General features: G+C 71.1%; 19 protein-coding genes. 14 read left to right on the forward strand and 5 right to left on the reverse strand.

The features are described 5' to 3' along the window. Positions 1–42 precede the first annotated feature (42 nt). The 7 genes from IE246_RS05775 to IE246_RS05805 all read left to right on the forward strand — a co-directional run bounded on the left by IE246_RS05775 (position 43) and on the right by IE246_RS05805 (position 10,626). Positions 43–3,474: an acyl-[ACP]--phospholipid O-acyltransferase gene (locus IE246_RS05775; RefSeq protein ID WP_189987985.1), complete on the forward strand. Its 3,432-nt coding sequence runs from the start codon at positions 43–45 to the stop codon at positions 3,472–3,474. A gap of 164 nt (positions 3,475–3,638) precedes the next feature. Further along, positions 3,639–6,035: a putative bifunctional diguanylate cyclase/phosphodiesterase gene (locus tag IE246_RS05780; protein ID WP_189987986.1), complete on the forward strand. Its 2,397-nt coding sequence runs from the start codon at positions 3,639–3,641 to the stop codon at positions 6,033–6,035. A 38-nt stretch (positions 6,036–6,073) separates the two neighbouring features. Then, on the forward strand, positions 6,074–7,252 hold the full coding sequence (locus tag IE246_RS05785) for a YbfB/YjiJ family MFS transporter (protein WP_189987987.1): 1,179 nt from the start codon (positions 6,074–6,076) through the stop codon (positions 7,250–7,252). A gap of 71 nt (positions 7,253–7,323) precedes the next feature. Further along, positions 7,324–8,634, forward strand: coding sequence for an MFS transporter (locus tag IE246_RS05790; RefSeq protein ID WP_189987988.1), 1,311 nt, complete (start codon positions 7,324–7,326; stop codon positions 8,632–8,634). Positions 8,635–8,816: 182 nt separating this feature from the next. Next, positions 8,817–9,560: a phage tail protein gene (locus IE246_RS05795; protein ID WP_229836446.1), complete on the forward strand. Its 744-nt coding sequence runs from the start codon at positions 8,817–8,819 to the stop codon at positions 9,558–9,560. A gap of 54 nt (positions 9,561–9,614) precedes the next feature. Beyond that, positions 9,615–9,953 carry a DUF6916 family protein gene (locus tag IE246_RS05800; RefSeq protein ID WP_189987990.1) on the forward strand — a complete coding sequence of 113 codons (339 nt, stop codon included), beginning with the start codon at positions 9,615–9,617 and terminating at the stop codon, positions 9,951–9,953. Positions 9,954–10,011: 58 nt separating this feature from the next. Beyond that, positions 10,012–10,626, forward strand: a complete 615-nt coding sequence (locus IE246_RS05805) for a phage tail protein (RefSeq protein WP_229836449.1) — start codon at positions 10,012–10,014, stop codon at positions 10,624–10,626. 27 nt (positions 10,627–10,653) lie between these two features. Here IE246_RS05805 and IE246_RS05810 read toward each other — a convergent pair whose 3' ends face one another. Then, on the reverse strand, positions 10,654–11,466 hold the full coding sequence (locus IE246_RS05810) for a hypothetical protein (RefSeq protein ID WP_189987992.1): 813 nt from the start codon (positions 11,464–11,466) through the stop codon (positions 10,654–10,656). Between the two features lie 53 nt (positions 11,467–11,519). Continuing rightward, positions 11,520–12,815 (reverse strand): aspartate aminotransferase family protein, encoded by a 1,296-nt coding sequence (locus IE246_RS05815; protein WP_189987993.1) that lies wholly within the window; start codon positions 12,813–12,815, stop codon positions 11,520–11,522. Between the two features lie 137 nt (positions 12,816–12,952). Here IE246_RS05815 and IE246_RS05820 point away from each other — a divergent pair, with 137 nt between their 5' ends. From IE246_RS05820 to IE246_RS05850, 7 genes are all read left to right on the forward strand, one after another. Further along, positions 12,953–13,861, forward strand: coding sequence for an EamA family transporter (locus tag IE246_RS05820; protein ID WP_189987994.1), 909 nt, complete (start codon positions 12,953–12,955; stop codon positions 13,859–13,861). A gap of 236 nt (positions 13,862–14,097) precedes the next feature. Further along, a complete protein-coding gene (locus IE246_RS05825) occupies positions 14,098–15,027 on the forward strand; it encodes a metal ABC transporter substrate-binding protein (RefSeq protein WP_189987995.1) in 930 nt (309 codons plus the stop codon). Between the two features lie 95 nt (positions 15,028–15,122). Continuing rightward, positions 15,123–15,782: an NrsF family protein gene (locus IE246_RS05830; protein WP_189987996.1), complete on the forward strand. Its 660-nt coding sequence runs from the start codon at positions 15,123–15,125 to the stop codon at positions 15,780–15,782. A 164-nt stretch (positions 15,783–15,946) separates the two neighbouring features. Continuing rightward, on the forward strand, positions 15,947–16,363 hold the full coding sequence (locus IE246_RS05835) for a hypothetical protein (RefSeq protein ID WP_189987997.1): 417 nt from the start codon (positions 15,947–15,949) through the stop codon (positions 16,361–16,363). Positions 16,364–16,588: 225 nt separating this feature from the next. Then, entirely contained in the window at positions 16,589–16,915 is a 327-nt protein-coding gene (locus IE246_RS05840; protein ID WP_189987998.1) for a hypothetical protein, read from the forward strand. A gap of 71 nt (positions 16,916–16,986) precedes the next feature. Further along, positions 16,987–17,190, forward strand: a complete 204-nt coding sequence (locus IE246_RS05845; RefSeq protein WP_189987999.1) for a hypothetical protein — start codon at positions 16,987–16,989, stop codon at positions 17,188–17,190. A 44-nt stretch (positions 17,191–17,234) separates the two neighbouring features. Then, the gene (locus IE246_RS05850; protein ID WP_189988000.1) at positions 17,235–17,447 is read left to right on the forward strand and encodes a hypothetical protein; all 213 of its coding nucleotides are present in this window, start codon (positions 17,235–17,237) and stop codon (positions 17,445–17,447) included. Here IE246_RS05850 and IE246_RS05855 read toward each other — a convergent pair. The 3 genes from IE246_RS05855 to IE246_RS05865 form a co-directional block, all read right to left on the reverse strand. Beyond that, positions 17,442–19,061 carry a GMC family oxidoreductase gene (locus IE246_RS05855; protein WP_229836461.1) on the reverse strand — a complete coding sequence of 540 codons (1,620 nt, stop codon included), beginning with the start codon at positions 19,059–19,061 and terminating at the stop codon, positions 17,442–17,444. The genes IE246_RS05850 and IE246_RS05855 overlap by 6 nt on opposite strands. A gap of 50 nt (positions 19,062–19,111) precedes the next feature. Beyond that, a complete protein-coding gene (locus tag IE246_RS05860; RefSeq protein WP_189988001.1) occupies positions 19,112–19,984 on the reverse strand; it encodes a TauD/TfdA dioxygenase family protein in 873 nt (290 codons plus the stop codon). Between the two features lie 97 nt (positions 19,985–20,081). Next, the gene (locus IE246_RS05865) at positions 20,082–20,990 is read right to left on the reverse strand and encodes a LysR family transcriptional regulator (protein WP_189988002.1); all 909 of its coding nucleotides are present in this window, start codon (positions 20,988–20,990) and stop codon (positions 20,082–20,084) included. Positions 20,991–21,085: the final 95 nt, after the last annotated feature.

The following is a 21,085-nucleotide window of genomic DNA, read 5'->3' on the forward strand; positions in this document are numbered from 1 at the left end:
TCAATGAACCGCCCGCCGGTTCCCCTGTCGGAGTGCCAGACCATGAGACAGTCCGAGTTCGCCCTGCTCCGGTCGCGCCGCTTCCTGCCGCTGTTCGTGACCCAGTTCCTCGGGGCGATGAACGACAACGTGTTCAAGAACGCGTTCGTGATCCTGGTGCTGTACGGCATGGCCGACATCGCCGGCACCCAGGCGCAGATCCTGGTCACCGCCGCCGCCGGCGTGTTCATCCTGCCGTACTTCCTGTTCTCAGCGACCGCCGGGCAGCTCGCCGACGCGGTCGAGAAGTCGCGGCTGATCCGCCGCATCAAGCTCGCCGAGATCGCGATCATGGCCGGCGGCGTGCTCGGCCTGCAGCTCGGCGACCCGTGGCTGCTGATGGCCGTGCTGTTCCTGATGGGGGCGCAGTCGGCGTTCTTCGGGCCGGTCAAGTACGGGATCCTGCCGGACCACCTGGCCGAGCACGAGCTGGTCGGCGGCAACGGCCTGATCGAGGCCGGAACCTTCCTGGCGATCCTGATCGGCACCATCGCCGGCGGCCTGATGGTGCTGCGGGCCGACGGCACGGTCCTTGTCTCGGTCGCCCTGCTGGCGATCGCGGTCGCCGGCTGGGCCGCCAGCCGCGCCATCCCCGAGGCCCGTCCGGACCAGCCCGGCCTGCGGGTCGGCCGCAACGTGGTCGCCGAGACCGTCCGCATCGTCGCCCATGCCGGGCGCAGCCGGCCGGTGTTCCTGACGATCCTGGGGCTGTCCTGGTTCTGGCTGGTCGGCGCCACCTTCCTGTCGCAGTTCCCGACCCTGGCGCAGGCGGTGCTGGGCGCCGACGAGACCGTGGTGACGCTGTTCCTGGTGGCGTTCGCCGTCGGCATCGCCATCGGCTCGCTGGCCTGCAACGCGCTGCTGAAGGGCGAGGTCTCGGCCCGCTACGTGCCGCTGGCGGCGATCGCCATGACCGCGTTCATCGCCGATCTGTGCCTGACCCTGGACGGCCGTGCGCCCGGCACCACGGCGATCGGAGCGGTTGCCTTCGCCGCCGATCCGGCCAACTGGCGGATCCTCGCCGACCTGGTCGGCCTGGCGGTGGCCGGCGGGCTGTACAGCGTGCCGCTGTTCGCGATCCTGCAGGCCCGCAGCGAGCCCGAGCACCGGGCCCGAAACATCGCGGCCAACAACGTGCTGAACGCCCTGTTCATGGTGGCCGGCGCGGTCTGGGCCGCGGTCATGCTGGCGCTAGACTTCGACGTGGTCGCGGTGTTCGCCGCGGTGGCGGCGGTGAACGCGGTGGTCGCGCTGTACATCTGCCGGCTGCTGCCGGCCGAGCTGGCCAAGAGCCTGCTGGCGATCCCGCTGCGGCTGCTGTTCCGGGTCCGGGTGCGGGGCCTGGAGAACTACCGCCAGGCCGGCCCGCGGGCGGTGGTGGTCGCCAACCACGTCTCGTTCCTGGACGGCCTGCTGCTGGCGGTGTTCCTGCCCGGCAGCCCGGTGTTCGCGGTCGACACCCACATCGCACGGCGCTGGTGGGCGCGGCCGATCCTGGCGCTGGCCCGGGTCTTCACGGTCGACCCCGGCAACCCGTTCGCCACCAAGGCGCTGGTGCGGGAGGTCCAGGCCGGCAACCACCTGGTGATCTTCCCGGAGGGCCGGATCACCGTGACCGGCGCGCTGATGAAGGTCCACGAGGGGCCCGGGATGATCGCCGACAAGGCCGACGCCGACCTGATCCCGGTCCGCATCGACGGCGCCGAGGCCAGCGTGTTCTCGCGGATGAGGGGCAAGCTGCGGCGCCGGCTGTTCCCGCGCATCGCCATCACGGTGCTGGAGCCGCGCCGCTTCCGGATCCCGGAGCAGGCCCGGGGTCGGGCCCGGCGGCGGCTCGCCGGCGACCAGCTCTACGACGTCATGTCGGAGATGATGGTCGAGACCCGCGACCGCGACGAGACCCTGTTCGGCGCCCTGCTGGACGCCCGCAGGGTGCATGGCGGCCGCACCGCGGTGATCGAGGACGTCGAGCGCAGGCCGGTCAGCTACGACCGGCTGGTCGCCGGCGCCCTGGTCCTGGGCCGCAAGCTGGCCGGCTTCAGCCGGCCGGGCGAGCGGGTCGGCGTCATGCTGCCGAACTCGGCCGGCATGGCGGTCTGCCTGTTCGCCCTGCTGGCGCGCGGTCGGGTGCCGGCGCTGCTGAACTTTTCGGCCGGCCCCCGGAACCTCGCCACCGCCTGCCGCACCGCCACCCTGCGCACGGTCGTCACCTCGCGCCGGTTCGTCGAGCTGGCCCGCCTGCAGGAACTGGTGGCGGCGATCGAGCCGGTCGCCCGGGTCGTGTACCTGGAGGACGTCAGAGCCGGCGTGACCCTGCTGGACCGGCTGGCCGGCCTGCTGGAGCGCCCGTTCGCACGCCTGGTCCACAGCCGCCTCCGCGTGCGCCCCGACGATCCGGCGGCGGTGCTGTTCACCTCCGGCTCGGAGGGGACGCCGAAGGGCGTGGTGCTGAGCCACGCCAACCTGCTGGCCAACCGGCATCAGCTGTCGGCCCGGATCGACTTCAACGCGACCGACCGGGTGTTCAACGCCCTGCCGGTGTTCCACTCCTTCGGCCTGACCGGCGGGCTGATCCTGCCGCTGCTGTCCGGGGTACGCTCCTTCCAGTACCCGTCGCCGCTGCACTACCGGATCGTGCCGGCGCTGGCCTACGACACCAACGCCACCATCGTGTTCGGCACCGACACCTTCCTGGCCGGCTATGCCCGGCTGGCCCACCCGTACGACTTCTTCAACGTGCGCTACGTGTTCGCCGGGGCCGAACGGGTGAAGGACGAGACCCGGCGGGCGTGGGCCGACCGCTTCGGCATCCGCATCCTGGAGGGCTACGGCGCCACCGAGACGGCGCCGGTCATCGCCGTCAACACGCCGATGCACTTCCGCGCCGGCACCGTCGGCCGCGTCGTGCCCGGCATCTCGACCCGTCTCGACCCGGTACCCGGCGTCGAGCGCGGCGGCCGGCTGGTGGTCTCGGGACCGAACGTCATGCTCGGCTACCTGCTGGCGGACCGCCCGGGCGAGCTGCAGGCGGCCGGCGGGGAGTACGACACCGGCGACATCGTCGAGGTCGATCCCGACGGCTTCGTGCGCGTCCTGGGGCGCGCCAGGCGGTTCGCCAAGATCGCCGGCGAGATGGTGTCGCTCGGCGCCGTCGAGGAGCTCGCGGCCCGGGTCTGGCCGGGTCATGCCCATGCCGTCGTCACGCTGCCGGACCCGCGCAAGGGCGAGCAGCTGGTGCTGGTGACCGACCGCCGCGACGCCGACCGGATGCCCCTGCTGGACGCGGCCAGGACGGCCGGCTTCGCGGAGCTGGCGGTGCCGCGACAGGTCGTACCGGTGGCCTCGGTTCCGCTGCTCGGAACCGGCAAGACCGACTACCCGGCGGTCGAGGCGCTGGCCCGGGTCGAATTCGGGCAGACTCGGCACAATGTATGAGGGAAACGCCTCGAGGCCGGCATGTTAGTCTTTCATTAGCGCGTAGGCGGTATCGTGCCAGTATGTTCCCCCGGCGATACTCGAGCCGTCGGGCGGATCGACTAGAGTTCGACTCGGGCTGGACGTGCCCTCGGGACCGATAAATGCCGACTCCGGTTTCGCCCATGCGGTCGTTGACGACCCGGCTCCTGGCCCAGAGCACCGGGGTGTCGCTGGCATTGCTGCTGGTCGTGCTCGCGATCAGTCTCGAGCTCACGATCCGCCAGACCTGGGACCGCGCCGAGAAGGCGATATCCGCCAGCGAGGTCTCGGTCCAGGGCGCCGCCGAAGAGGCGCTGTGGCAGTTCAACCTGCAACAGGCCGATCGGCTGGTCGAGGGTCTGACCAACAGCCCCCTGATCCGGACGGCGATCCTGCGCGACGACAGCGGCGAGGTGATCGCGAAGTCGCAGCGATCCCCCATGGGCGAGGAGTGGCTCAGCCGGTCGCTGCTGACCGGCAACCGCCCGGGGCTCGACCGGGTGCGGGCGATGGTGCGCAGCGGCTCGCTCCCCGGCGAGGCGAGCCAGCCGGTCGGGAACCTGGAACTGCAGGCCGACTACGCCGCCCTCCACGCGCTGGTGCTGGATCAGTTCCTCAAGACCTTCTGGACGGTCGCCCTGCTCGGCTCCTTCATGATGGCCTCGATCTTCGTGATCGCGCTGATGACGACCGCCCGGCCGTTGCAGCGGCTCGCCGACAGCATCCGGGCGATCGGCGCCTCGTACGACCCGGGCGCCGGCATGGCGGCGGAACTGGTGCAGCGGGACGACGAGATCGGGCAGGTGGCGCGCGCCTTCATCTCGACGGTCAAGGACCTCTCGCACCGCACCCGCGAGGCCGAGGACGCCCAGACCAAGCTGCGCAACATCCTCGACGGCTCGCTACAGGCCATCGTCGTGCATCGCGACCTGAACCTGCTGTTCGCCAACGACGCCGCAGCCCGCATGTTCGGCTACGTCGACGCCGGCGAGATGCTGGAGGCGTGCGACCTGCGCAAGACCTTCCCGCTGAACCCCGACGGCTCGCTCGAGGGGTTCGTCGACATCGCCGGCCGTGAAGACCTGGAGGAGGTGCACCTGCTGACGCGCCCGCGCCTGCGTCGCGACGGCAGCCGGTTCCTCGCGGAGATCGCCGCCCGCAAGATCCGCTGGGAGGGCGAGTGGGCGGTCCAGGTTGCGCTGATCGACGTCAGCGCCCGGGTCCGGGCCGAGCAGGAGCTGCGCGACCTCGCCACCCGCGACGCGCTGACCCACCTGCCCAACAAGTCGCTGTTCCTGGAGCAGCTCGGCTTCGCGCTGCGCGATGCCCGGCCCGGCCGGCTCGGGATCCTGTTCGTCAACGTCAACCGAATGAAGGGGTTCAACGACGCGCTCGGCCTGGCCGGGGGCGACGAGCTGCTGCGGCACATCGGCGAACGGCTGCGTTCGCAGATCTCCGGCCGCGCGCTGATCGCCAAGTTCCCCGGCGACAAGTTCGCGGTGCTGATGCCGGCGATCGACGACGAGAGCGAGATGATCGCGCTGGCCCAGCGGTTCGACGAGCTGCTGCGCGCCCGCTTCACCATCGCCGGCCAGTCGGTTCAGGCGACCCTGTCCTACGGTGCCGCGGTCTGGCCGTTCGACGGCCGCAACGCCGAAGAGCTGACGCTCGCGGCAGAGCGGGCTTGCGGCAGCGCCAACATGCGCAAGGCCCGGCAGGTGGTGTTCTCCGACCAGTCGATGAACGCCGAGGCCTCGCGCCGCTACGACATCGAGAGCCAACTCGCCGAAGCGCTGACCACCGGCGGCCTCGACGTGCACTATCAGCCGAAGATCCGGGTCGATGACGGCCGCATCGTCGGCGCCGAGGCACTGATCCGCTGGCCGACCGCCGACGGCGGCTTCATCTCGCCGGCCGAGTTCATCCCGGTGGCGGAGTCCACCGGCCAGATCATCGACCTCGGCCGCTTCGTGGTGCGCCGGGTGTGCGCCGACCAGGAGCGGCTGGCGCGCGACACCGGCCTGATGGTTCCCGTGGCGGTCAACGTCTCGGCGATCCAGTTCCAGAACGACGACATGCTGCGCACCGCCCGCCAGGCGCTGGAGGCGCATCGGCTGCCGCCCTCGGCCCTGCAGTTCGAGGTGACCGAGAGCGCCACCATGGACCAGATCGACGAGGTGGTGCCGATGCTGGCGGCGCTGCGCACCTTCGGGATCCGCATCGCCATCGACGACTTCGGCACCGGCTACTCCTCGCTCAGCCACCTCAAGCGGCTGCCGATCGACTACCTGAAGCTGGACCGCAGCTTCACCCGCGACGTGCTCGGCGACGACGGCCGCTCGATCGCCTCGGCGATCGTCGGCCTCGGCCATGCGCTCGGCCTGACGGTGATCGCCGAGGGCGTCGAGACCGACGACGAGGCCGCGGTGCTGCGCCACCTCGGCTACGATGAGTTCCAGGGCTTCCGGTACGCGCGGCCGATGCCGATCGAGCGCTATCAGGCCTGGATCCTCGATCAGCGGGCCGTCGGCAAGGCGTGAGCGAGACGGTCCACCCCGGGCCTGCGCGCCGGCGGCGCATGACACCCCCGCCCCCCTGGCTCCGCACCGCGATCGGTGCACAGGCGACGCTGCTGGTCGGCATGGGGCTCGGGCGGTTCTCCTACACCCCGATGGTGCCGGCGCTGATCGACAACGGCGCGGTCTCGGCCGACCAGGCCGGCTGGATCGGCGCCGCCAACCTCGGCGGCTACCTGGTCGGCGGGCTGGCGGTGCCCTGGCTGCTGCAGCGCGCCGCGGCCCCGCGCATCCTGCGGGCCTGCCTGATCCTGTCGTTCGTCGCGCTCGCAGCCAGCGCGGTGCCGGCCGGGTTCGCCTGGCTGCTGGCCTGCCGCCTGCTGCTGGGGGTCGCGGTCGCGGTCATGATGATCCTGTCGATCGCGTCGGTCACCGCCGCGGCCCCGGCGCGGCATCTCGGCAAGGCGGCCGGCATCGCGTTCACCGGCGTCGGCCTCGGGATCTTCTTCTCGGCGGCGGCCCTGCCGCTGCTGCTGTCGCACGGGCTGTTGTGGGCCTGGTCCGGAACCGCAGCCATCGGCGCGATCGGGCTCGCCATCGGGCTGTGGGGCTGGAGCGGCGGCAGCGACGCCCCGCCGCCGGTCCGCCGCGATCCGCTGCCGACCCACCTCGGCGCCGACGCGGCCCGGCTGGTGGCGGCCCAGGGCCTGTTCTCGGTCGGGCTGGTGCCGCACTCGATCTACTGGGTGGACTACCTGGTGCGCGGCCTCGGCCGATCGATCGCCGAGGGCGGAGCGCAGTGGACGCTGTTCGGCCTCGGCGCCGTGCTCGGCACGATCGCCTGGGGCCGGCTGGCCGACCGCATCGGGTTCTCGCCGGCGCTGACGCTGGTGTTCGCCAGCCTGGCTGCCGGCATCGCCCTGCCGGTGCTGGCGCCGGGGCCGGTGACGGTGGTGCTGTCGTCGCTGCTGGTCGGCGCCCAGCCCGGCCTGTCGGCGGTGATCGCCGGGCGGGCGCAGCGCGCGATCGGCAACGGCTCGATGCTGGGCCTTTGGCGCTGGATGGTGCTGGCGGTCGGGACCGGGCAGCTGGCCGCCGGCTACGGACTGGTGGCGCTGTTCAACGCCCGCGGCAGCTATGCGGAGGTGTTCCTGGTCGGGGCGGCGGCCATGGCCGGCGGCGCCGTGCTGGCGTTCGGGCTGCGCCACACCGAGGCCGGACGGGCATCGACTCCGCGTTGAACCCGCCCCCCCGACCGTGACAGACTCGGCGCGTGCCCGGATCCAACCGGGCCGCAGACCAGGAAACGCCAGTGCCTCCCCCCTCCCCGGACGGTCCGTCGGCCGACGACGACCCGCCGCCGCCCGCCCGCCCTCCGTCCCCGCCGGCGCGCGCGGGACTCCTCGCGATCCCCGACTTCCGGCGGCTCTGGCTGACCGGGCTGATCGCGTTCGTGGTGCGCTGGCTGGAGATCCTGGCGGTCGGGGTGTTCGCCTACCAGGCGACGGAGTCGGCGTTCCTGGTGGCCATGCTGACCATGCTGCGCCTGCTTCCGATGGGGCTGTTCGGTGCCCCGATGGGCGCGCTGGCCGAGCGGGTCGAGCGGCGCAGCGCCCTGGTCGCGGTGATGGCGATGCTGACCGCGTCTTCGGTCGCGGTCGCCATGCTCGCCAGCACCGGCAACCTGGAGGTCTGGCACCTGGCGGTCGCCGGATTCCTGAACGGCCTGGCCTGGGCCACCGACAATCCGGTGCGCCGGATGATGATCGGCGACGTGGTCGGGCCGGACCGAATGGGTCCGGCGATGTCGCTGGACGTCGGCGCCAACAACGCCAGCCGGATGCTCGGTCCGACGGTCGGCGGGGTGATGCTGGCCACGCTGGGGATCGCCGGGGTGTTCTGGCTGGGCGCCGCGCTGTATGCGCTCGGGCTCGGCGCGTCGCTGCGCATCGGCGTCCGCAGCCGGCCCGCCGTCGTCGACCCGGTGCCGGTCCTGACCCGGATGCGCGAGGGCCTGGCATGGACCCGGGGCAACCGGCGGATGACCGGGGTACTGCTGATCACGGTGATCTTCAACGTCTTCGGCTGGCCCTCGACCAGCATGATCCCCGTGCTCGGCAAGGACGAACTGCACCTGGGACCGGAGGGCGTCGGGCTGCTCGCGGGGGTCGACGGGGTCGGCGCCTTCCTCGGCGCCCTGACCATCGCCGCCCTGGCCCGGCCCGAATGGTACGGCCGGATCTATCTCGGCGGCATCGGCCTGTATCTGGCGTCGATGGTCGCCTTCGCGGCGCTGCCGGCGATCGTCGGGCCGGTCCCGGCACTCGCCGGGGCCGCCCTGCTGACCGTCGGGATCGGCGGGGCCGGCTTCAGCGTGATGCAGGCGACCCTGGTCTACCTGCACGCCCCGACCGAGATGCGCGGGCGGCTGCTCGGCCTGCTGTCGGTATGCATCGGCGTCGGGCCGGTCGGGTTCTTCTATCTCGGCTTCATGGCCGAGGCGGTCGGCGCCCGGACCGCCACGATCGCGCTCGCCGCCCAGGGCCTGCTGGCACTGGCACTGACCTGGCGCTGGTGGCGGCCGTTCGTATCGGGCCGCGCGGAGACCGGGTACGAAGCCTGACGGCCGAAATCCGCCGCCGCGAAGAACCGCGCCGGCCCCAGACCCGGCAAACGCACGCCGACGACAGGTCGAACGCCGCCGTCCCCGCAAGCCGGCACTCCGGCATGGCTGCTCACAAATCCCGATGAACAATGGCAGATTGCGTTACATAAAATGCTACTTTATTGTCGCGTGTTATACCTATGGCCGTATACCCCGAAAAGGCGCACAGCCTCGGAGAACGGCCCGGTGGCAACGAGCGGCCCGAGCCAGCCGGACAGCCCGGAAGGGCGCGGCCGGACGGAGACGCGTCAGACAGGGGGGACAGAGGCGTGGGTGAGCAGTATCTCGGGGTCGTCCAGATCACCGCGTTCGCGTTTGCGCCGGAGAACTTCGCGTTCTGCAACGGCGCTTTCATCGCGATCGGCCAGAACACCGCCCTGTTCTCGCTGCTCGGCGACTCCTATGGCGGCGATGCACGGACCGTGTTCGGGCTGCCCGACCTGCGCGCCCGGACGCCGGTCGGCTCGAACGACATGGGTCAGGCCCCCGGCCTGACGAGCTTCCCGCGCGGTGTGAGGTACGGTCTTCAGACCCATACCCTCAGCGTCGCCCAGATGCCGCAGCACAACCACGCCGCAACCTTCACGCCGGGCGGACACACCGAGGTGACCGGCAGGCTCGAGGCGTACAACACTCGCGCATCCAGCGACACGCCCTCGGTCGGCGACTTCATTTCCGGCGGCGGCGCCGCGGTCTTCGGAACCGGCGGCCTCGGTGCAGAGCTCGTCGAACTCAGCGGCCTGACCGTCTCCGGGGGCGGCGGTGGCGGCGGCACCGTGACGGTCGGTGACACCGGCGATGGCCGGCCTTTCGAAATCGTCAACCCGCTCCAGGCGGTGAACTTCGTGATCTGCACGGAAGGTCTCTACCCGTCGCGCAACTGATCCCCTGGACACGGCGAGATCTCGGCCACTGTCGGGGCGCAATCCGGACTTCCGATGAACCAGACGGTATCGACCAGCCTCTACGCCCTGCGCGCGGAGACCTTCCGCGACAAGGTCGGGCAACTGTTCTACCTCGAAGGCCCCGAGGGGGCGCTGGCCATAACCCTGGTCCGGGTGTGGGAAGGCAAGGAGCCACTGTTCCGCGGGACGGAACGACGGCCGTTCTCGCTGTTCTTCCTCGGCCCGCCATCCGTGCGCGCCCGCGCGCACGTCATGACCAACCTTCGGCACCCGAGGCTCGGCCTGATCGAGGGCGTCTTCATCGGCCCGGTGGCCGGCGAGCCGCCACCGCAGTTCGGCCAGGGCCAGCTCTGGAGCGCCGACTTCACCTGACCCGCAGGGACCGGACGGATCGTCCGGCAGCAGACAATCCGAACAGGGAGTGACCAGCATGGGAGACCAGTACCTCGGCGTGATCCAGATGGTCGCGTACGCTTACGCGCCGCTGCACTTCACGTTCTGCAGCGGGCAGCTGATCCCGATCAGCCAGAACAATGCCCTGTTCTCGCTGCTCGGCGACGCCTACGGCGGCGACGCACGCACGGTGTTCGGCGTGCCCGACCTGCGGGCCCGGATGCCGGTCGGCTCGAACATAATGGGCAACGCGCCGGGTCTGACCACCTTCAACCTCGGAACCAAGGTCGGAGCGCAGACCCATACGCTCACCGAGAGCCAGCTGCCGGCGCACAATCACGCGGCAGTGTTCACGCCCAGCGGCGGTGAAGAGGTGGCCGGCAAGCTGGAGGCGTACAACACGCGCGCGTCAACCGACACGCCGGACCCCGGCAGCTACATCTCCGGCGGCGGCGCCCCGATGTTCGGAACCGGCGGCCTCGGCGCCCAGCTCGTCGAACTCGCCGGCCTGACCATCGGCGGCGGCGGCGGTGGCGGCGGAACGGTGACGGTCGACGACACCGGCGAGGGCCGGCCTTTCGAAATCGTCAATCCGATGCAAACAGTGAACTTCGTGATCTGCACCGCGGGCCTTTACCCCTCGCGGAACTAGCCGCGGCGGCATTGCCGGTCGCCGTCCTCACGGTGCGGCGTCGGCCCGCCACCAGCCTTCCTCCCGCGGCGTCCACAAGGGTGCCGCGGCCGCGATCCTCTCCGGATAGTCCTCCCAGTCGGGCAGCACCAGCGGCAGCCGCAGGTCCTCCTCGACGATCGCCCGCACGGTCGGCCAGTCGAGGTCCGGCGTGCCCCCGGCGCGGCGGCAGGCGTAGCGCCAGATTTCCAGCTCCTGTCCCCAGAAGTACAGCTGGCCGGCCCCGACATTGGCCTGCATTCGCCTGACCTCGTCGAGCTTGCTCTCGCCGCCGAACAGCGCCAGCCAGATGTCGGCCTGCAGGCTGTCGACGGCGCCGTCGGGGCGCCAGTCCAGCGCGTCGGCCTCGACCACCTCGACCTTGCGACGGGCCTCGTCCGGCAGTTGCGTGAACACGCCCTGGTCCTCGATCAGCCCGATGACGTCCGGGTCGCGCTCGACCACGGTCAGCCGCTCGACCGCCGGCCGCATGGCGACGTTGGCGGCCAGCCACCCCATGCCGAGCCCGAACACCACGGTGTGCCCGTGCGCCGCCCGCAGCCCGATTTCCTGGCTTTGCAGTTCGGCGGGCACCATCAGCATCCAGGACTGGCGCTCGCCGTCGGCCGGGCCCTCCATGATGACCGTGCCGGTCATCTGATAGACGCCGCCCCAATAGCCGCGGCCGGACGGCATCGGGATGACCTTCATCTCCCAGCCGCCGCGGCTCCCGGGCCGGTAGCGCGGAAAATACAGGTCGTCGAGGAGCCCGCCGAGGAAGTCGCGGGGGTCGACCTGGTCGGCGGCGGCGTCTCGGATCATGGACGGCTCCGGTCGGTGCGGACGGCGGAGGTTCGGGGTGCGAAGCGCCGAGGCTACGCCGCCTGGCGCCGCAGCGCGACGGCCGCCTCCTTCCAGGCGTCCAGCGTCTGCTGCACGTCGGCGGCATCGTGGGCCACCGAGACGTAGTACTTGCTCTCGCCTTTCAGGATGCCGCGCGGCCGCAGCAGCGCGTTGAACCGGCGCAGCAGGCCGGCGTCGGCGGTCATGGTGGCGCGGTAGTCGTGGATCGCCCGGTCGGCGAACAGCACGTCGAACAGCGGCGGCTCGCCGACCACCTGGACCGCGAAGCCGGCGCCGCGCAGCGTCTCGTCGAGCGCCGCCATCAGGGTCCGGCCGGTCTCGAACACCCGCTCGTAGGTGCCCGGCCGGCGGAGCACCGCCAGGGTCGCGAGGCCGGCGACCGCCGCCACCGGGTTGCCACTGAGGGTGCCGATCTGCGGCGCGAACGCGTCCTCGGCGACGCCGTCCTTGTCGAAATGCACCATCAGCTCGTCGCGCCCGGCCACCGCCGCCAGCGGGAAGCCGCCGCCGACGATCTTGCCGAGCGCGCACAGGTCCGGGGTGACCCCATAATAGGCCTGGGCGCCGCCATAGGCGAAGCGGAAGCCGGTCACCACCTCGTCGAAGATCAGCGGGATGCCGAGCTCGGCGGTGATCGCGCGCAGCCCCTCCAGGAAGCCCGGCTGCGGCGGCAGCAGGCGCTGGAACGGCTCGACGATCACGCCGGCCAGCTCGTCCTTGTACTCCCGGATGATCCCGACGGCGGTCTCCAGGTCGTTGAACGGGGCGATCAGCACCTCGTCGCGCACCTTGGCCGGAATGCCGGCGGAATCCGGCACCGCCTGCGGGAAGTTGGCCGGCCGCTTCGGCGCCATGCTCATCAGCGCATAGTCGCTCATGCCGTGGAAGCCGCCCTCGAACTTCAGGATCCTGTCGCGGCCGCGGTGCGCCCGGGCGATCCGCATGGCGTAGAACGTCGCCTCCGAGCCGGTCGAGACGAACCGCACCTTGTCGGCGCACGGCACCGCCTCGACGATCGCCTCGGCCAGCTGGATGCCGGCGGCGTTGTTGGCGAAGAAGGTGGTGCCTTTCGGCACCTGGGCCAGCACCGCCTCGGTGACCGCCGGGTGGGCGTGGCCGACGAACATCGGGCCGGAGCCGAGCAGGAAGTCGACGTACTCGTTGCCGCTCTCGTCCCACACGCGGCCGCCGCGGCCCTCGCGGATCACCACGTCGGCGGCGAAGTTGCCGAAGGTCCCGGCCGGCAGCACCCGCCTGGCCGTCTCGATCAACGCCGTCTCCGCCTCGCTCTTCGGCAGGCCGCTCATTGCGCTCTCCTCTTCGCCGCTCGATTTCCGCAGGACCGTCCCGCGCCCGTGACGCTGGCCAAAGCATTCGGCCGGCGGCAAGCTTCGCCCCCGCCGTGCCTCCGGTTCAAGCCCTCCATCCCGACGAGCGCCCCTGCATGGAACTCTGGATCCCGCTGACCATCCTCGGCGCCTTCATGCAGAACCTGCGCTCGGCGGTGCAGAAGCACCTGAAGGGCCGGCTGACCACGCTCGGCGCGGCCTATGTCCGGTTCCTGTACGCCTCGCCGTTCGCGTTGCTGTACCTGGTCGGCCTGAAGACGGGGACCGGCCTGCCCTGGCCCGAGCCGAACCTGGCCTTCATCGCCTACTGCATCGCCGGCGGGGTCTCGCAGATCCTGTTCACGGCTTTGCTGGTCTACATGTTCTCGCTGCGCAATTTCGCGGTCGGCACCACCTACTCGAAGACCGAAGTGGTGCAGGTGGCGATCCTCGGGCTGCTGTTCCTGGGCGACACGGTCTCGCTGATCCCGGCGATCGCCATCGCGGTCGCGATGGTGGGGGTGATGGCGATGTCGGCCGGGCAGTCGCGGATCTCGGTCGGCCGGCTGCTGGCGGGCATGACCGAGAAGTCGACGCTGGTCGGGCTGACCTGCGGCGCCTTCCTGGGGGCCTCGGTGGTGTTCTTCCGCGGCGCCTCGCTGTCGCTCGGCTACGAGCACGGGGCGTGGATGTCGGCGGCCTTCACGCTGACCTCCGCGGTGGTGCTGCAGACCGTCGGCATGGGGATCTACCTGGCGGTCACCGAACCGAAGACCATGCGCGACGTGTTCGTGCACTGGCGCTGGGCGGCGGTCGTCGGGCTCGCCGGGGTGCTGGCATCGATCGCCTGGGTGACCGCCTTCACCCTGCAGAACGCCGCCTATGTCCGCGCCCTCGGCCAGATCGAGCTGGTGTTCACCTTCCTGTCCTCGGTGGTGATCTTCCGCGAGAGAACCTCGCGCGCCGAGATCGTCGGCATCCTGCTGGTGGTCGTGGCGATTTTGACACTTGTCCTCGGACACTAACCGGGGGTCAGGCCGAAGAGCCCGGAGATCCGCCGCGGTCATCCTTGCGCGAGAGTGCCGATCGAGGTTCTCGACGATTTAAACATTAAATAATATTATTGTTTTTATGTTTTTTCGACGAAGCGGAATACTAGGCGATCCGCTCGAACTCCGGTTAAGTTCGGCTTGGAGGGTCCTGGCTCGACTGTCGTCGTAGCCAGCACGCAACGAGCTTGGCAGATCGGGAGGAAGTCCAGATGAAGCGACTGTTGGTTGGTGTCGTCGGATTTGCGTGTGCCGCCTTGGCATCTCCCCAGGCCGAGGCAACGCTCAAGGTCTTCGCCTGCTTCCCGGAATGGGAGGCGCTCGCGAAGGAAATCGGCGGTGACGAGGTCGAGGTGTTCACCGCGGTCTCGCCGCTGGTGAACCCGGACCACGTGACCGTGACGCCGGAACTGCTGGCCTCGCTCAAGGCGGCCGATCTCCTGGTCTGCACCGGCGGCGGCTTCGAGGACGAGTGGCTGCCCGCCGCTCTCGCCCGGGTCCAGAACCCCAAGCTCGCGGAGGGGCAAGCCGGTCGGTTCTTCGCCGCGGACTTCGTCAAGACGCTCGAGGACGACCACCATGCCGACGAGAAGAAGGCCGGCGACCTGCACGAGCACGGCAACCCGCACATCCAGGGCGACCCGCACCGGATCCGCACCCTGGGCGGCCAGCTCGGCAAGCGCATGATCGCCCTGGACGCCGCCGAAGCATCCGTCTACTCGGCGAACACCAAGCGGTTCGTGCAAGAGATCGGCGACCTCGCCAAGAAGCTCGAGGAGAAGGCGGCCGCCCTGCGCGGGATCAACATCGTCGCCCAGCACGAGCACTCGGTGTACCTGCTGAATTGGCTGAAGGTCCACAGCGCCGCGATCGTCGAGCCGGAAGTCGGCGTGCCGCCGGGACCGCAGGACCTCGCCCGGATCATCGAGTTGATCCCGCGAGAAAACGTGAAGCTGGCGCTGTACGCCGCCTACGAGGACCCGCGGCCGTCGAAATACGTCACCGAACGGGCCGGCATTCCCCTGGTGAAGGTCCCTTTCACGGTCGGCGGGACCGATGGCGGCGGACCGACCTTCGCGCGGTTCTACAGGGATTCCGTGGACCGGCTGCTCGACGGCCTGAACGGAAAGGACCGGCCCTGATCCGACGGAACCTGCGGCCGGTGACGACGGCTGGCGCGCGGTTCGGGCGACGGTCCGGGCTGTTGCGCGCAGCCCGGCGGCGTTAGAATTCTTCCATGCCGGGCACCATCCGTCGGGACAGCCTCAATCGCGCCGTGGCGGGCCTGCTGCGGACGGTCCCGGTGCCCTCGGCGCCGGTAGCGCGCACGCTCCTGTGGCTGCTTGCCGGCGTCGTTCCGGTGGTCGTCCTGGTCTTGATCGCAGGCCGGCTGACCGGGGCCCCGTCGGCGCCCGTCAATACCTACCTGCTGACCTCCACCCTGGGTTCGGCCGCGACCGCCGTCCTGGCGGCGCTGGCCGCATTCGAGCTGGCCCAGCCGGGCCGTCCGGCCCGGTGGGCACTGCTGCCGGTTCCCGCAGCGGTCGTCTGGTTCGCGGCCACCGGCGCCGGCTGTGTCGGCACGCTGTTCGCGCCCGACAGCTGGGGCAACGCGGCCGGCGAAGCCGGGGAGTGCCTGCGGTTCATTCTCCTCGCGGCCGCGCCTCTCTCCGTCGTGCTGTTCGGACTGCAGCGCCGGCGGCCGACACCCAGGCCCCGGCTGGTCGGTCTCCTCGGCGGCGTTGCCGCGGCGGCCGCCGCGGTGAGCCTGCTGGCGCTCGTGCACCCGCACGACTCGGCCCTGCCCGACCTGCTGTCCCACGGGCTCGCGGTGGCTGTCGTGGTCGCTGCGAACGCGGCCCTGGCCGGCCGACCGCCTCGCCGTCGGGCCGGCTGAACGCCCGGCCGACCACGATCTTGTGGCGGACGGCCGCCGTAGCAATATAATCGCTTCGAACATCGGGCCGGCCTCCACGACGAAGAGGCGTTCGCGCGCCGCCCCGCCGGAACACGCCGGTCCTGCGACCGCCGGGTCCGGGGTTCGGGAGCGAGCGGACCTCCATGACGGGGGCTCATCACGGATCGAACGACCAGAGCCCGAAGCGGCGGCTGCGGGTGGCGACACTCGTCTGGCTGCTCTCCGCCTTGTCGCTCCTGCAATGGATCGCCCCGAGCGTCGATCCGTGGCTGCTTGCCCGGCTCGGCGAAGGCGCGACGCTGGAACCGCCGCCGGCAGCCGCCGAGCACCCTTCGCCAGCGGTCGAGGCGAGGTCGACGGCCGCCCCCGCCGCCTTCGAGGCACGGCCGGCCGGTCAACGCTCCCTGCCGTCCAACGACGACCTCGACGCGGTTCCCCATCACCCGCAACTGACGATCGCCGGCGAGTTCCGCGCCGCACCGCAGCGCACCCGGACCGTCGCGACGCTGTCACGAGACAGCCATTCCACCACGGCACGCAGCCCACCCGGCAAGGGATGACGGCCGGCCGCGCCTGAGCGGCCCTCGAAACCGCATCCGACCGTGCCCAATCGCCCGCCGGCCGGTCCGGCCGACGGGTGACAGGCACACCGCCCGGGCCTCTCGCCATGGCCATCCGAGCGTCCGCACCGCTTCCGATCCGGCTGCATGCCAGCCGGAGGCTGCGTGCCGCCGGAGGTCATGCCGCGGAGGTCGTGCCGGGCTCCTTCGCAAGGACCATCTCCCATGTTGCCCATGCTCGAGCACGCCGCCGTCGGTGCTGCTCTCGTCACGCTGGCGGCCATCGGTCTCGCCCGTGCCGCCGTCCACTTCCAACGGTTCACGGGTACCGAGGACCGCTTCTTCTCGACTTCGTTCGTCTCGGTCGCGCTGGTCGCGCTGCTGGTCGGCGGCGCGTTCTATCTGGGCCGAGCCGCCTTCGAGGCCGACGGTCTCTGGCAACCGGTCTTCGCCGCCGGCGGAATCGCCGTCGTCGTTCTGGTCCCGACGGTGATCTGGCAGTGGTTCGGCCCGCGCGCCGCGGAGGCCGCCGGACGGCGGGCATCGGCATGATGCTGGTCGCGCCCCCCCTCGTCACCCGGCCGGTTGCGACGGTCAGACGGTCGGCCATCCCGGCCGGCGTCATGGCCTCGGCCGTGGCCCTGCTCGTCGCCGGCACCCTGGGCACGACCGGCGCCACCATCGTCGGAACCGCCGTTCATCTGCTCGGCGCGTCCGACGAATGGGCCCTGACAACCGGCGCCCTGACCGCCGCGGCCGCCCTGCTTCCGGCCGTAGCGCTGGCCCGCCGTACCTGGCGGGTCGAGCGCTACGGCGACGACACCTGAACCGCTGACCCCTGGCACCAAGCCTTAAGGGAAAGGAAACGACCATGCTTGTCGGGTTGGAATTCATCATCGCCGCGGCCGCCGTCGTCGGCGCCATCGCCATGTTCGTGCTTGCCCTGCGTCGCCGACCGGCGGTCGACACCGCACGGCAGAACGACACGTCGGGCGGGGCGATCGTCGCCACGAACTTCTACGCACTGGCGATCATCGGCCTGCTCTTCTTCGGGATCAGCTTCCTGATCGACGTGTTCTCATGAGTGCTCGGTGCCGGTCCCCGAAGCCGGGCGACCGGCACCGGTTCGCGCCGCCTCCCGGATCATGTCCGACGCCTTCTCGGCGATCATGAGGGTGGCGGCGTTGGTGTTGGCCGACACCATGGTCGGCATCACCGAGGCGTCGACCACCCGCAGGCCCTCCAGGCCCCGGACCCGGAGATCGGGACCGACCACCGCCTCGGGATCCGTGCCCATCCGGCAGGTGCCGATGGCGTGGTAGACGGTCGCGCCCTTGGCCCGGGCGTAGGCCAGCAGCTCGTCATCTGACCGGACCGCCGCCCCCGGCAGGGTCTCCGGCCCGCGATACCCCTCCAGCGCCGGGCTCGCCAGCAGCCGGCGGCCCCAGCGCAGGCCCTCGACGATCGACCGCCGGTCGATCTCGTCCGCCAGGTAGTTCGGCTGGATTGCCGGCGGCGCGTCCGGGTCGGCCGAGCGGGCGCGGACGTGCCCGCGGCTCTCCGGCCGCATCTGCCAGACCCCGAGGGTCATGCCGGGCTCCCGCTGAAGCTGCCCGACCACGCCGTCGGTGTAGCTGGCCGGGGTGAACACGAACTGCAGGTCCGGCAGCTCGAGCTCCGGGCGCGAGCGCACGAACGCCCCGACATGCGCCGGGCTGAACGCCAGCAGGCCACCGCCGGTCGCCAGCCAGCGGGCGATCTCCCACCACAGCCGGGGCCCACGCGCCCGCTCGTTCAGGGTGGCCGAGCCGGTCACCCGGTGCACGACCCGGACCGCGTAGTGGTCCTGCAGCCCCGCGCCGACGCCGGCCAGGTCGCGCAGCACCGGGATGCCGAGGTCGCGCAGCAGGCCGGCCGGCCCGATGCCGGAGAGCTGCAGCAGGTGCGGCGTGTTGATCGCGCCGGCCGCCAGGACCACCTCGGCCCCGGCCCGCGACCGGTGGACCTTGCCGTGCTGCCGCCAGGTCACCCCGGTCGCCCGGCCATCCTCGACGTCGATCCGAAGGACATGCGCGCCGGTCTCGACCCGCAGGTTCGGGCGGTTGCGGACCGGGTGCAGGAAACCGGTGGCGGCGCTGTGCCGGCGGCCCTTGCGGATGGTGCGCTGGTAGTAACCGACGCCCTCCTGGACCGCGCCGTTGTAGTCCGGGTTGCGCGGCACCCCGGCCTGCTCGGCGCCGGCGATGAACGCCTCGCAGACCGGGTGCCGCTCGTGGATGTCGGAGACGTGCTGCGGGCCGCCCGATCCGTGGAAGTCGTCGGCGCCGCTGGAACGGTCCTCGGCGCGCCGGAAGTACGGCAGCACGTCGTCGTAGGACCAGCCGCGGTTGCCCATCTGCGCCCAGGTGTCGAAGTCGCGGGCCTGGCCGCGGACGTAGAGGTGGCCGTTGATCGAGCTCGACCCGCCCAGCACCTTGCCGCGCGGGAAGAAGATCGCCCGGCCGTCCACGCCCGGCCCCGGCTCGGTCGTGTAGCACCAGTTGAAGCGCGGATCCTGGAAAGTCTTCAGGAATCCGACCGGGGCCCGGACATAGGGATGCGCGTCCGATCCGCCGGCCTCCAGCACCAGCACCCGGATGCGCGGATCCTGCGACAGCCGGTTGGCCAGAACGCAGCCGGCCGAGCCGGCGCCGACCACGATGTAGTCCCAGGTGTCGGACTCGTTCTCCGGCTTCAGGCTCGCCTCCTTCAGGCAGCGATATGCGGCGTCTCGACCGTCGGCCCGTCGCCGGCGATCGTGGTGCGGACCATGTGGCGGGCCTCGTCGCTGCCGCGGAACGGGGTGGCCCGGTGCAGGACCGCCCGGTTGTTCCACAGCACCAGGTCGTGCGGCCGCCACTCGTGACTGTAGACGAACCGCTCCTGGGTGCAGAACGCCATCAGCTCGTCGATCAGCGCCCGGCCCGCCGCCTCGTCCATGCCCTCGACCCGGGCTGCATGGGCGCCGAGATACAGCGAGCGGCCGAGCTCCGGGCCGTGGTCGAGCACCATCGCCTGGCGGACCGGCGGCACCGCCCGCTTCTCCTCCTCGGTCACGAGGTCGGGATCGACCTTGCTGCGCGACCAGCCGTAGTCGTGAACCGCCACCCGGCCCTCGACCGCGTCCTTCAGGCGCTGGGGCAGCTCGGCATAGGCGGCGCGCATGCAGCAGTACTGGGTGTCGCCGCCCTCGGACGGAATGATCCGGGCCGACAGCATCGAGGCCTTGGCCGGAACCGGCTTGAACGAGCTGTCGGCGTGCCAGAACCGGTTGGCCCGGTTGTTCAGCATCTGTCGCGAGGTCGGCGGCACGATCGAGCCGTCCGGCGCCAGGTTCGACAGAATCACCAGCTGGCTGCCGGCGCCGCTGGTCCCGACCTTGGTGGTCTCGAGCTCGCCGAACCGGCGGCTGAAGCGGATCTGCTGTTCGTCGTCGATGTCCTGGTCGCGGAATACCAGGACCGAGCGCGTCGCGAACGCCCGGCGAATGGTCTCGAAGGTGGCGTCGTCCGGACCGGACGCCAGGTCGAGGCCCGTGACCTCGGCGGCGAACAGCTTGTGCAGCGGCGTGATACGGACCATCGGCGACCTCCCTCTTGGTTGCGGGGAACACCCTGCTCCAGGACCACCGGACGCCAGAAGTGGGAAAATAAGGGAAATTCGTTCCCGAAAATCGGGATCAAAGCAGCGCCGAGCGAGCCAGGAATTCCTGCAGGTGCTCGACGAACGCCCGGGTCTTGGCCGGCACCAGCGGCGTGCGGGCATGCACCGCGTAGATCTCCTCGCGGTAGCCCTCCGGGTAGCAGACCGTGTCGGCGAGGCAGCGGACCAGGGTCCCGGCCTTCAGGTCGCCCGCCACCATCCAGGTCGGCAGCAGCGCCAGCCCGAGGCCGTCGAGCGCGGCCGCCCGCAGCACCTCGCCGCTGTTCGACCGGAGCGGCCCGGACACCGCCACCTCGCGGCGGCCCCGGGCGGTCTCGAACACCCACACCGACGGCTCGAAGGCATGGCGGTAGCCGAGGCAGTCGTGGCGGCCCAGGTCGTCCGGGCCGGCCGGCGGCGGGTTTGTCGCGAAATACGCCGGGCTGGCGCACATCACCCGCTCGGCCGAGGCCAGCCGGTGGGCGACCAGCGACTTCTCGGCCGGCGCGCCCAGGCGGATCACCAGGTCGACGCCGCGGGTCGGGGCGATCTCGACGGTCTCGGTCAGGCTCAGGTCGATCTCGACCTCCGGGCAGGCCGCCCGGAACGACGGCAGCGCCGGCATCACGTGCAGCATGCCGAACGACCGCCGGGCGGTGATCCGCAGCACCCCGGTCGGCCGCGACTGCAGCTCGCCGGCCTGTCGCATCGCCCCGTCGAGCTCGTCCAGCAGGCCGGCCATCCGGTCGTACAGGTGCCGCCCGGCCTCGGTCGCCGACACCGTCCGCGTGGTGCGGTCGAGCAGCCGGACCTTCAGTTCGGCCTCCAGGTCCTGCATGCGCTTGGAGGCCGCGGTGCTGGACAGGCCGAGCGAGCGGCCGGCGCCGGTGATGCTGCCGGTCTCGACCACCCGGACGAACAGGCGCAGGGCGGACAGGCGATCCAAGGACGGGCTCCTCCAGGCGGAATGGCAGGCGCAGTCTAGCGGCCGCAGCCCTTCCTGGCAGCCGATTGACCGCCCGCCGGCCCGGTTCTACCGTT

It is taken from the genome of Thalassobaculum fulvum, from assembly GCF_014652915.1.
Classification (GTDB): domain Bacteria; phylum Pseudomonadota; class Alphaproteobacteria; order Thalassobaculales; family Thalassobaculaceae; genus Thalassobaculum_A; species Thalassobaculum_A fulvum.